Origin of the sequence: Nocardia brasiliensis ATCC 700358, from assembly GCF_000250675.2 — a bacterium.
GTDB classification, from domain to species: domain Bacteria; phylum Actinomycetota; class Actinomycetes; order Mycobacteriales; family Mycobacteriaceae; genus Nocardia; species Nocardia brasiliensis_B.
In genome coordinates this window covers 1,121,126-1,133,095 of sequence record NC_018681.1, presented here as the reverse complement: position 1 = coordinate 1,133,095, position 11,970 = coordinate 1,121,126, and the positions used below count along the sequence as shown (strand labels likewise).

Genomic DNA, 11,970 nt, shown 5'->3' with positions numbered 1-11,970 from the left:
AGAGACTGCAGGCTTCACAGCGGGTTTTCACCCAGCAGTGGCTCCATCCTCTGGTAGGCCTCGTAGTCTCTGAAGTGCCGTGAGTACAGGTCACCACCGGTAGAAAGATCGTCGGTGAGAGACGGGCTCACATCGATGACGCCCTTGAGGGACAAAGTGATGCTTTCGCCCTGCTCGTTCTGATAAGTGCACTCCTGCTCTCGCGCAGCCGCCAGCGCCGACTCCCGAGCCGCGTCTTTCGAGTCTGCATAGAGAAGGACGAAGTCCTCCTGGTACATGGTCGTGTAATCGGGCGAGTCCGAGGTGGACTCGAACACCACGACGGCGATATACGCAAGTCTCATAGCGGCTTTCTCTGTGAGTACGACTTGCCGCGAGCTACGGTCGCGCCGACCGCGAGGTCTCAGATGGCGCGTTCGGAGTAGGTGACCTCGTAGAGCTGGCGGCCGCTCGTGTCTACGCCGGCTGGGCGGCAGGAGAACTCGACGTAGTTCGCGTCGTTCTGACACAAGGTTTGACGTAGCAAGATCGGAATCGGTTCCATCGAATCGGAAACTTTCCCGGCGCTCTCCGATGCGTGCCTCGGCCCAGGCTGTAGCGTCTGCGCAGCACATTGCGTTAAACAAGGTGCCGGAACCGATCGATGCAGGTAGTTACCATGGCGCAACTCAATCACGTACCCGAGACCACTCCGGAGCGGCTGAGCCGCCGTCAGGCCTGGGAGCGGGCGACCGGCGTGCCGATGGTGGCGCTCGCCGTCGTCTTCCTCGGCACCTACGCCTGGTTCGTGCTGGACACCGGCGCCTCACCGCAGCTGGACACCTGGCTGGCGCGGGTCGACGTGGCGATCTGGGTACTCTTCGGGGCCGACTTCCTGATCCGGCTCTGGCTCTCCACCCGCCGCTGGGCGTTTCTGCGCTCGCATCCGCTGGAACTGCTGATCGTGCTCATTCCACCGTTCCGCCCGCTGCGGCTGTTGCGCGCGGCGGTGCTGGTGCTCGGCACGCTCAACCGGCACACGCTGAGCCACCGGACGCGGCTGTCGGTGTTCGTCGGCAGCAGCTCGATCCTGATCTTGTTCCTGTGCAGCCTGGCCTTTTTCGATGCCGAGCGGGGTGTGGAGGGCAGCAAGGTGGTGCACTTCGGCGATGCCCTGTGGTGGTCGGCGGTCTCGGTCACCACCGTCGGATACGGCGACGTCTACCCGGTGACCGCCGAGGGCAGGCTGATCTCACTGGTCCTGATGACTTTCGGTATCGGCCTGATCTCCTTCGCCATCGGCACCACCACCAGCTGGGTGATCGACCAGCTCAAAACCGTCGAGGAAACCGCGGCGAGCACCGACCGCGAGATCGTCGCGCTGGTCGACGAGGTCAAGGCTTTGCGCGCGGAGATCGCGGACCTGCACCGCTCGGCGGCCACCGGGCCCGTTGCCATACCGGCGAACAGCAGCGGCACCGATAGCGCGCGTCCTGGAAGTTCTTCTCCGGCAGCAGGTTAGCCGCCGAATTCGATGGAACCGAACGGCCGCCTACCGCGTCAGAGTTGGTAGCGGCCGCACCGAGCGTGCCGTGGGAGGGAAGTATGAGCAAGTCCGCAATGAAACTGGCCTTCGTCGCTGTGGTGCTCGGCACCATGGGTTCGCTGACCGTCGCGACCGGGATCGCTTCGGCCAAGGCCGGCGCGATCGTCACCTGCGACACCAAGACGAAAAGTGGTGGCGCCAGCCGTGTTTCGGCAACGGCCGAGGCACCGACGAGGGCGGAAGCCGTCAAGCTCGCCATGGCGGACGTGAAACGTCAGCTGGTGGCCGGCGAGACGATCGTCAAGTGCTCCACCAGGTAGCGGTCCGAGGCGTCACCTCGAGGGGTACTGTCCGACCGCACTGAACGCGGTGGCCGCCTGATTCGATGCGAACAAGGCGGCCACCGTCGGCTGGAAACCTCGAATTACTTTGCGGCGACAGGCTGTTTGGCCGGGTTGGCGTCGGGGGCGACACCGTCGTGGGCGACCATGGCTTCTTCGCGGCCGAGGGTGGGGCCGTTGGCGAGCAGGCCGACGATCGGCCACGGCGCGGACTCCGGTGTCACGCCGGATTCTTTGTCCAGGCCGAGCGCTTTCGCGGCGTCGTCGTTCTTGATGCCGTACCGGACGCCCGTGTCGGACACATAGAACATGCTGTCCTTGCGGCGGCTGTCGACTTCGATGCCGGTGGTCTGTACGAACGCTCCGGAGCCGGGTTTGAAGTACACCGAGTCGACGTTGTCGCCCTTGCCGTCGGCCTGGGCCAACGGCACGAGCCGGGCACTGTCGGGCAGCGGCAGATCACTCGCGTCGATCACGTCCAGCTTGGCGCGCACCGCGACATCGGCATTGCCCGCCGCGCCCGCGATCGGCTGCCACGACATGCAGCTCACCGGTCGGGCCTTCGGCTGCACGATCGTCGGCGCGACCTCGGGGTAGGTGTCCACCTGCAGCGCTTTCGACGGCTGCGGGATCGCCACCTCAGCGTCGCTGACCGAGGTGCCGTGGTCGGGGTTGCGCTGGTCGATGCGGATGATCTCGGCGGTCAGCGGGCTGATCGCCTGGAGTCCGTTGCGCAGCAGCACATAGTTCTTGTCGGCCTTGCCCGCCTGCTGAACCACCGTGCCGATCTTCAGATTCCGGATCGAGTAACCCTCGGGCGTCCCGCCCGGGTCGGCGATCTTCGGCGGCACGATCGGGCTCACTTCGGGGATCGCGTTGAGCAGCCCCTCGCTGATCGGCCGCGGTGTCGCACCGCGGATGTTCAGCGGCACGGTGACGGTCGGATCGTTCATGTCGACCCGGGCGCGCGTGTTGTTCCACACCAGGTAGGTGGCGTCCTTGCCCTTCACCAGCAGGCCTTTGTCCCGCCCGAGCGCCGACGCCTTCTCACCCATGTCGAGGTCGCCGATCAGCACGGACGTGGTGCGATCGTCGCTGCCGTCGGTCTTGAGCGAATCGCAGACGGTCCAGGTGCGTCCCTTGCCCGCCTTGTCGTAGCTGAACGCGCTCGGCGCGCCCGGAATACCGATCAGCTGCCCGCGCGGCTTCTTGCCGATCTCGGATTCCTTCACCATCGCCGGCTTGGACGCGTCCCCCACCGCGAGGCGGGCCGAGGCCAGGTTCAGCGCCGGATGCACGACGTCGTCGATCACCGCGTAGATCGCGCCGGATTCCTTGCCCACCAGGATCTTGCTGTTGTCGACCTTGCCCTGCGGACGCAGCAGGGCGAGGATGCCGCAACCTGCCAAGACCACCAGCGCGAGCACCAGTCCGGCGGCATAGGCCCGCGACTGTGAGCGCATCGGGTCGTGCAGCATCCGCACGTCCCTGCGGACCAGGGCGTGTTCCATCCGACGAACCAGGAAGCGGTAACCGCTCACCTGCCACCGAGTGGTGGGTTTTGAAGGCATTATTCCTCCCCCGAACAGTGCTCGCGTTCGCGCAACACAGTACAGTTCCCGAGGACTCTTGTTCAGCTCGGCTACTCCGATTGGGCCGACACCGGGTACTTGGGGGACGACGATGGCGGAACCTGCCGGGGCGGGACCACGACCGCTCCTTGGCCGCATCTCGCTACAGAATTTGCTGATCGCGCAGGTCATGGGGTTTGTCGCGGGGGTGGCCGCGCTCCTGCTCGGCTTGCAGGCGCTGCCCGCACTGGCCGTGGGCGTGGTCGTCGCGCTGATTCCGCTGATTCCCGTCGCCAAGCGCACCCTGCTGGACTGGATCGCCACCTGGTGGCGCTATCTCACCAAGCGGGACTACCGCATCGGTGACACCGTCGACTTCCGTGGCGCGGACGGACGCTCACTCGGCCTGTACTGGGACGGCAGCCGGGTGGTCACCGTGGTCGAGGTGCTCGCCCCGCCCGGCGGGCTGACCCGCATCGCCCGCAACACCGTGCACGCCTCACACCTGCTGCCGCTGCCGGAGCTGGCGAAATGCCTGAACCAGCACGACATTCTGCTCAGCGGTATCGACATCATCAGCCACGGCCACCGTTCCCGGTCCGGCACGCCCGCGGGCAAGATCTACGAATCGCTGCTCGGGCCGCTGCCCGCGACGGCGCACCGAACCGTCTGGCTGGCAATCAGTTTCGACGCGGTCGCCTGCCCGGACGCGGCGGCCCGGCGCGGCGGCGGCGCGGACGGCGCCTCGCGCGCGGTCACCATCGCCACCCAGCGCATCATGCGCGCGCTGGAGGACGCGGACTGCAACGCGCGCATCCTGACCGCACCGGAGATCAAGAAGGCGGTCCTGCAGATCACCGGCGGCTTCGACCCGCGCACCCTCGAACATCGCTGGCGCTACGCCGAAATCGGCAACAGCGTGAACATCGGCATGGCGGTGGATCCGAAGAAGCTCGGCTCCGACCTGCTCGCGCAGCTGTGGGTGGCGCCGTCGCGCGGCACCACGGTGGCCGTGCGGCTGCGCCCGGGTAGTTCGGCCGAGGCGGTGAGCATCGGCGCGGCCTGGCGATTGACGGCGCGCGAGCTGCCCGAACGCAGCAAGCTCGCCGGCATGGTCTCGATGAACGGACGGCACCGCAACGGACTGCTCGCCCATCTGCCGCTCGCCGTGCCCGGCGTCGACGACACCGTGCCGATGAGCGAGTACCCGATCGACGTGATCGACGCGCTGCACCTGCCCTCCTCGGGCTGCGGCCAGCTGATCGGCTCGGACGACGAGGGCAACGGCGTCGCGGTGCGCATCGTCGGCACCGGCATCTCGACGGTATATGTGGCGGGCGAACTCTATCTCGCCCAGCAGCTGGTGTTCCGCGCGCTCGCGGTCGGCGAGCGGGTGCTGATCCGCACCGACCGGGCGCACGCCTGGGAGAACCTGGTCACCACCATCGGCAATCCGGAACGGCTGACCCTCGCGGTCGAAACGCATCAGTCCGACGCGGGTTTCACCGCGACCGTGGTGGACGGCGTGCTCGCGCCCGCCCCGCACGCCGGTGTCACCACGATCTACGTCACCGGCGATCCGATGGGCTGGCCCGCCACCCGGCCGGACCTGTCCATCCATCAGCCCGCGGCGATCGGCAACCACGTCATCCTGCGCACCGGCACCGCCCAGGTGGACCTGACCCTGGTCTCCATCCCGCGCGAGGCCACCTACATCGGTCACCCGCGCGGTCGCCGCGGCGCACCCGTCGGCTGACGCCGCGCGCGTTTCAGCACGGCGCGCACACATTCGTCGGCGAAATCGGGCGCGGCGAACTGAAATGCGCGCGTCAGGCGGGGTACGGGTCGGCCGCTCGCGCCGCGCGCAGAGTTCTTGCCCACCAGGACAATTGGCGAAGCATGCGGGCGGCGGCGTCGATCGCGGCACCGTCTGCGGTCTCCCCTGCCGCGTCGAACCGCTTCTTGGCCTGATGGAAGCTGACCGTCTCGCGGATCGACACCATGTGGATCTCCGCGACCACCTGACGGAGTTGCTCGACCGCGCGCAGACCCCCGGACAGTCCGCCGTAGGAGACGAATCCGATGGGCTTGGCCCGCCATTCGTGCTTGGCGGTGTCGAACGCCGTCTTCAGCGCGGCCGGGTAACCGTGGTTGTATTCGGAGGTCACCACGATGAACGCGTCGGCGGCGGCCAGTCTGGTGCGATATTGGACCACCTCCGGGGTTTCAATCAGCTCGGCCGGCAACAAAGTGTCCGCCAGATCGATGACACCCGTATCGAACTCGTCGTGCGCGCGTAGTGTGCGCAACAGCCAGTCGGCGACGACCGGAGCGAACCGCTCCGGACGCACGCTGGCCACGATGACCTCGAGTCGCAACGGAGTGTCCACCGCGCGAGCTTAACGCGCGCACCGCTGCCGCTCGCCGGACCCATCGGCCGCGCAGACGACCGAATCAGGCACGATATGCACTGGATAGCCGCCTGACCGTGGCATAGTGTTCGACTTCGGGGAGGGGGATTGTGATAACCGGACGCTGGTTGCTGATCGAGACGCTCGGTCATGTCGACACCTGGTCGCTGCTCGCGGTCGGCACCGCGCCGCGGGAGTGGAAGTCGTTCCAGCGCGCGGTGTCCACCCGGTTGCAGCCGTTCATCGCGGCCGCCTACACCGGCGGCACGGTCATCGATCAGGAACTGCCGCAGTCACGCCACGACTGGTCCGGCCAGCATCTGCGCGCGGTGCCGCTGCACGGACCCGATGGCCGCGTGCACGCCGTGCGGCTGTGGGTCGGCGGCGCGGAACCACCGGAGCCGGTCGGTGTGGCGGCGTTCAGCGTCGACGCGCGCAATCGCCGCATCGAGGCGCTCTCCTACGATCTCGGCGCGAATTTCGACAACGAGCACAACATCTGGATCGGTGCGGAATCCTTCGAGATCATCGAACGTTTCGACGGCGCACTCGAACTCGTCGCGACGCTGGCCCGGTCCACGCCGGGCGCCCGCTGGCTCGACACCGCGACGGTGCGGGCCCGCACCGGCCCGCGCACCCTGCTGCTCGCCGCGCACAACCCGGACGAGAACCGCTACCACTGGCTCGGTTTGGCCGTAGACGTCACCGAAAGCGTTGCTCCGCAGCGCAAATCGTTCGAAGCGGCGACCCTGGACCTGCTGCGCGGCGCGCAGCCGAACCTCTACCTGGCGATCGTCGACCTGGCCCAGGTCCGGCTCATCCGCTGGGTCACCGAGCCCGTCCCCGAACTGCGTTGGGGAAGGGGCATCGACGAACGCACCGTGCCGCATCCGGCCGACCGGGGACGCATCGTCGCGGCGCGGGACGAGATCCGCTCCGGCGTCGAACGGGTGACGCTGACCGGGGTCCGCCTGGCCACCGACAGCGGTGACTGGCTCGTCGCCGACCTCGAGGCCTCGCCGCTGCCCGGCGGGACCGCGGGCGCGGCCGTACCCGAGTTCGCGCTGGTGCAGCTGGACCTCCCGGCGCAGCCGGCGTGATCAGCCGCCGGTGGCGGCGGTGGCCTGCGCGGTGGCGAACTCGGCCAGCCCCTTGGCAGGCGGTGTCGTAGGCGCGAATCCCAGCGTGCGCTTGGCTCTTTCGATATCGGCCACGAAATGGCGGACGTCGGCGATGCGGTACTGACCGGTGACCACGGGCGGCGGTCCGCCGCGGGCCTTGGCCATGATCGAGGCGAGCTCCCACAGCGTGATCGGCCGGCCGGACGCGATGTTGAGCGGAACGAAACCGGGCAGAGCCCGCTCGATCGCGGCGAGCAGGGCGGCGGTGGCATCGCGGACATGGACGAAATCCCGGACCTGGCCGCCGTCCTCGAACACGTGCGGCGCGCGGCCCTCGTCCAGCGCGGCACGCAACTGCCCGACCAACCCGGTCCGCGCGCCGTCACCGTAGACCTGAGGCAGGCGCAGCGCGGTCACCGCGCCGCCGACGCCCAACCCCCAAGCGAATGCGTAGTTTTCCTGCGCCGCCTTGCTCGCGCCGTAACTGCCGCGCGGTCGCAACGGTGCGTCCTCGCCGACCGGTTCCCAGGTGAGCACCTCACCCGTGCGCGGGGCGCGATGATCGAACAGGCCTCGGTCCAGGTCGGCGCGCCTGCGCAGGCCGGGGAAGAACGGGCCGCCGCGCACACTGCGGTAGCGCCCCTCGCCGTAGACCGTGATCGAGGAGGCGAGCACCAGCCGGCGCACCTCGGCCTGCTCCATCGCACCCAGCAGCGCCGCGGTACCGAGATCGTTGTGCGTCGCCAGGTCGGCCGGGCTGCCCGCGCTGACCGCCGCGAGATGACAGACCACGTCGATCCCGGCAAGCACCGGCGCCAGCGCCGCGCCGTCACGCACATCGACCCGCAAAACACCTTCCGGCGGTTCGGCGTTCGGGCCGTGCACGGCATCGAGCAGCAGATCGATGCCGATCACCTCGTGCCCCGCGGCCGCCGCGGCCGCGCGCACATGTGTACCCAGGAACCCGGCCGCGCCGGTGACCAGAACTCTCATTCACCGCACCTCTGTTCGGCACCCCCGCATGGTCACGGTAGCGCGAATGGCAGCGACACCCCGGTATGAACACGGCACCGGTCACAGGTGTCGGTCTCGGTGACCGCGGCGACCGAGCGGCGGATCAGGTCCTTGAACGGCGCCAGATTGCGCTTGAACTCGGCGAACACGTCGACCGCGTGCACGCCCGTGCCCTCCTCCAGTCCGGCATCGAGGTCGGTCACCAAAGCCACTGCGGAGTAGCACATTTCGAGTTCACGAGCGAGTACTGCTTCGGGATGCCCGGTCATGTTGACCAGGTCCCAGCCCTGTCCGGCGAACCAGCGGCTCTCCGCCCGGGTGGAGAATCGCGGGCCCTGCACGACGACCATCGTGCCCGCGCCCTTCATCGGCAGCGTGTCGTCCGCGGATTTGATGGTGGCGGTGCGGAGTTCGTCGCAGTACGGATCGGCGAACGACACGTGCACGCCGCCCCCGTCGAAGTAGGTCTGCGGGCGGCCAGAGGTGCGATCGACCAGCTGATCCGGCACCACCACGGTGCCCGGACCCCAATCTCCGCGCAGGCTGCCCACCGCACACGGCGCGAACACCCGGCGCACACCGAGCGAGCGCAGCGCCCACATATTGGCCTGATAGGGCAGCGTGTGCGGCGCGAACTCGTGGTTCTTGCCGTGCCGCGGAACGAAGGCGACCGGGCGACCCTCGACCTCCCCGATCGCGATCGGCGCGCTCGGCGCTCCGTACGGCGTCTCGATCTCGACCTGGGTCGCCTCGTTGTCGAAGAAATCGTAGAACCCGCTCCCGCCGACAACGGCGAGCGCGGGCCTGGCATGCGAACTCATGGCCGCAATTCTCCCGCCCCGGCCCGCGGGCCGCGCAACGGCCCCCGGACCGGCCGTGCGCACGGTTGTCAGTGCCGTCGGCGATGATGGACGGCATCGGGGCGCAACACGGCGCCACCGGCGCTGACCTGACAAGCCGGTCCGGAAACTGTACCCTAGGGGGGTATGAATCCGGTCCGGTCACGGACCGGCAATCGACGAGGAGAGCACCGGTGACACCCACCCCGCAAGCGCACGACGCGCACGATCACGCGGCACACGGCTACATCACCGCGAAGGACGACTACCTCAAGCGGCTGCGCCGGATCGAGGGGCAGGCGCGCGGGTTGCAGCGGATGGTCGAGGAGGAGAAGTACTGCATCGACATCCTCACCCAGGTCTCCGCGATGACCAAGGCGCTGCAGGCCGTGGCGATGGGCCTGCTCGAGGACCACATCAGCCACTGCGTCGTCGACGCCGCCGTCGCGGGCGGCCCCGAAGCCGAGGCGAAGATCAAGGAGGCGACCGACGCCATCGCGCGCCTGGTCCGCTCCTGATCAGCCGTGCCACCTCCGGTAGACCGCCGCGGCACCGGGGTGCAGCGGGATGGGGGCGGTGCTGATCAGCGAGCGGCCGTCCAGGAACTGGGTGCCCGCCGCCTCGGTCGGCACCAGCGAATCCGCTTGATACACCAGTAGTTCCACGATCGACGCGGCGGTCTCGGCAGGCAGGCCCGCCGCGACCAGCAGCAGGTTCGCCACGCCGATGGTGTGCACCGCCGAACCACCGGGGTAGGCGTCGGCGGGGATCTCCACCCGGTCGTATACCGGGCCGAACCGCTCCCGCATGGGGGCCGCCAACTCACCCATGTCCACCAGGCGCATGCGCGCCGGCACCTGGAGCACCATCGTCGGCACGCCACCCGCCCACAGCAGCGCGTCCGACTCGGCGGCGGCCAGCGCCGTCACCGCTTCGCGCAGCGGGCGATGCGAAACCGCCACGTCCGTCGCGGGATCCAGCCCGGCGACCCGCAGGATCCGCTCACCGGTCAACGCCGCACCCGACCCGTCCGCGCCCAGGTTGACTCGCGCGCCGCGCAGGTCGGCCACGCTGCCGATCCGACTGTCCGACCGCACCACCAACTGCAGGTAGTTCTCGTACACCCGGCCGAGCGCCAGCATCCGGTCCGCGCTGTCCCCCACCGAATCCGACAGCGCCAGGGCCGCGTCCACCTGCCCCTGCGTCAACAGCGTCAGATTTTCCTCCGACCCCGAGGTAGTGACCCGCTCGATCCGCACCTTCCCCGACCGCGCCGCCGCGGCCGACAGCAATCCCGCGAACGCATGATAGAAGCCGCCGACCTCCCCCGACGCCATCCGCACCACCGGACCACCGCCGCTCGGCCCGCACCCGGCCACACCCGCCGCCGCCACCCCGGCCAGCGCTAGGAAACCCCGTCGCCGCACGGTCATCGCATCCTCCCCGCACGGTGCGCGGCACTGCCCCGGGTTCGGCTCGGACTCGCGTCGGTCGGCCGAATCGACTCGGCGGCAACCCTTTCAGCCGATCCGCCGGCCCAACCATGGGTGACGATTCGTCCGTGCAAAACTGCTCGAGTCCCGTGCGCCCGTAGCCTGCGATTCCGATCGCCCAGCGGCGCGCATGCACTCCATCGACGCAGCGTCACCCGCGCGATCCACACCCAAACCTTCACCGCGCCAACAGATTCGACCACCCCCGCGCTCATTCCGGCACCGCTGCAGGTAGGCGCACCCGGACCGACAGGCCGTGGGGTCGCACGGGTTCGACGGTGAGTGTCCCGCCCCGGGCCTGCGCGAGCGCCGCGGCGATGGGCAGGCCGAGGCCGGAGCCGCCGCGCACCGCTGTCGACCCGCGGTAAAAACGCGTGGTGAGCTTGGCGATTTCGGCGGACGGGACGCCTGCTCCGTCGTCGTGCACGGTCACCGTGACCCAGCCGGGTTCGACGGCGACCACGATCTCGGTGCGTGCGCCCGCCCCGGCATAGCGCGACGAATTGCTCAGCGGCACATCGAGGATCTGGGCCAGCACGTCCGCGGACACCGCGACGTCGGCATGCGCGACAGCCGGTCCAACGCTCAGCTCCTGACCGGACGATTCGTAGGCCGAACACCACGCGTCGAACCGGTCGGCGACTACTTGCACGGCGTCGCAACGGTTCTCGGCCTCGGTGAGCCGGACGGTGTCGAACGCGGCGGGCGTTTCCGCCACGGCGAGGGTGAGCAGGCCGTCCAGCAGCGCGGCCAGCCGCTCCACCTCGGCACTGGCGCCGCGGAAGGTGGCCGCCGCCTCGGCCGGTATCGCGGGCTCCAGCGAGTCGAGCCGAATCAGCAAGGCCGCCAGCGGGTTCCGCATGGCGTGCGCGGTGTCGGCGACGAGCTGGCGCTGCGCCGCCACCGAATCCGCGACGGCGAGCGCCATCGCGTCGAAAGACTCCGCGACAGCCCGCATTTCGGGCGGACCGCCGTGATGGCCGGCGATCGACACCGGCGGCCCGGCCGCGACCTGTCCGGCGGGCGGCTTCGGCAGTGTCGCGGTGAGTTCGGCGACCGCACCCGAGAGCGCCGCGAGCGGCCGCAGCACCCAGCGGCTCAAGGTCAGCGCCAGCAGGGTGAACAGCGCCATCGCGCCTGCGCCGCCGAGCAGGATGAACCCCCACGTCCGCGCGATATCGGCGCGCGCACGCGCGGTGGACGCCTGGATCACCACGGCCCCGCCGACCTGCACGCCGGTCCCGACCGGACGGGCGATGAGCACCGTCCGCGCGCCCCACGGCGTCAGCCGATCGGGCACGTGCGGACGCTGGTTGCGCCGCGCCGCCGCCACTGCCGCGCCGATCTCCGGATCGTTCGGGCTCGCACCGCCGTTGGCGGTCGTCGCGCCCTTGGCGTCCACGATCAGCACGTTCTCGCCGTACAACTCGTGATAGCGGCCCACCTCATCCGCCAGCGCACGGGCGTCCCCGGTGGTCGCGGCGGCGGCCGCGAGATTCGCGAAGCGATCGGCATCGCCGGAACGAGCGAGCACCAGCGTCTGGGTCCGGCTGGTCGCGACCGTCAGCGACAGCGGAACGGCGAACGCCAGCACCGCGATCGCGGCGAAGACGGTCAGCGCGATGAGTAGGCGGCGCCGCACGGCCTGCCCCTGA

12 protein-coding genes are annotated in these 11,970 nt (G+C 69.3%); 5 read left to right on the top strand and 7 right to left on the bottom strand.

Translation table 11 applies throughout. The annotated features are described in order from the left end of the window. Window positions 1-14 precede the first annotated feature (14 nt). Entirely contained in the window at window positions 15-344 is a 330-nt protein-coding gene (locus O3I_RS04910) for a DUF4288 domain-containing protein (RefSeq protein WP_014981787.1), read from the bottom strand. A 299-nt stretch (window positions 345-643) separates the two neighbouring features. Here O3I_RS04910 and O3I_RS04905 point away from each other — a divergent pair, with 299 nt between their 5' ends. Next, window positions 644-1,501: a potassium channel family protein gene (locus tag O3I_RS04905; RefSeq protein ID WP_237748253.1), complete on the top strand. Its 858-nt coding sequence runs from the start codon at window positions 644-646 to the stop codon at window positions 1,499-1,501. 83 nt (window positions 1,502-1,584) lie between these two features. Next, on the top strand, window positions 1,585-1,845 hold the full coding sequence (locus O3I_RS04900) for a hypothetical protein (RefSeq protein ID WP_141691984.1): 261 nt from the start codon (window positions 1,585-1,587) through the stop codon (window positions 1,843-1,845). Window positions 1,846-1,949: 104 nt separating this feature from the next. Here the strand turns inward: O3I_RS04900 and eccB are convergent, their stop codons facing one another. Then, on the bottom strand, window positions 1,950-3,437 hold the full coding sequence (eccB, locus tag O3I_RS04895) for a type VII secretion protein EccB (RefSeq protein WP_051066484.1): 1,488 nt from the start codon (window positions 3,435-3,437) through the stop codon (window positions 1,950-1,952). 112 nt (window positions 3,438-3,549) lie between these two features. On the opposite strand from eccB, the gene eccE reads away from it, so the two are divergent. Beyond that, entirely contained in the window at window positions 3,550-5,193 is a 1,644-nt protein-coding gene (gene eccE / locus O3I_RS04890; protein WP_041562421.1) for a type VII secretion protein EccE, read from the top strand. A gap of 73 nt (window positions 5,194-5,266) precedes the next feature. On the opposite strand, the gene O3I_RS04885 is transcribed toward eccE, so the two are convergent. After that, entirely contained in the window at window positions 5,267-5,827 is a 561-nt protein-coding gene (locus O3I_RS04885; protein ID WP_041562420.1) for an NADPH-dependent FMN reductase, read from the bottom strand. Window positions 5,828-5,958: 131 nt separating this feature from the next. On the opposite strand from O3I_RS04885, the gene O3I_RS04880 reads away from it, so the two are divergent. Next, entirely contained in the window at window positions 5,959-6,948 is a 990-nt protein-coding gene (locus O3I_RS04880; protein WP_014981781.1) for a GAF domain-containing protein, read from the top strand. On the opposite strand, the gene O3I_RS04875 is transcribed toward O3I_RS04880, so the two are convergent. Both O3I_RS04875 and O3I_RS04870 read right to left on the bottom strand, forming a co-directional pair. Further along, a complete protein-coding gene (locus O3I_RS04875) occupies window positions 6,949-7,962 on the bottom strand; it encodes an NAD-dependent epimerase/dehydratase family protein (protein ID WP_014981780.1) in 1,014 nt (337 codons plus the stop codon). A 32-nt stretch (window positions 7,963-7,994) separates the two neighbouring features. Then, window positions 7,995-8,804 (bottom strand): S-methyl-5'-thioadenosine phosphorylase, encoded by an 810-nt coding sequence (locus O3I_RS04870; protein WP_014981779.1) that lies wholly within the window; start codon window positions 8,802-8,804, stop codon window positions 7,995-7,997. Window positions 8,805-9,016: 212 nt separating this feature from the next. Between O3I_RS04870 and O3I_RS04865 the strand changes: the two genes are divergently transcribed. Beyond that, window positions 9,017-9,340 carry a metal-sensitive transcriptional regulator gene (locus tag O3I_RS04865; protein ID WP_014981778.1) on the top strand — a complete coding sequence of 108 codons (324 nt, stop codon included), beginning with the start codon at window positions 9,017-9,019 and terminating at the stop codon, window positions 9,338-9,340. Here the strand turns inward: O3I_RS04865 and O3I_RS04860 are convergent, their stop codons facing one another. Both O3I_RS04860 and O3I_RS04855 read right to left on the bottom strand, forming a co-directional pair. After that, entirely contained in the window at window positions 9,341-10,255 is a 915-nt protein-coding gene (locus O3I_RS04860) for a TAXI family TRAP transporter solute-binding subunit (RefSeq protein WP_014981777.1), read from the bottom strand. It lies immediately after the preceding gene. A gap of 271 nt (window positions 10,256-10,526) precedes the next feature. Beyond that, window positions 10,527-11,957 carry a sensor histidine kinase gene (locus O3I_RS04855; protein ID WP_014981776.1) on the bottom strand — a complete coding sequence of 477 codons (1,431 nt, stop codon included), beginning with the start codon at window positions 11,955-11,957 and terminating at the stop codon, window positions 10,527-10,529. Window positions 11,958-11,970 lie beyond the last annotated feature (13 nt).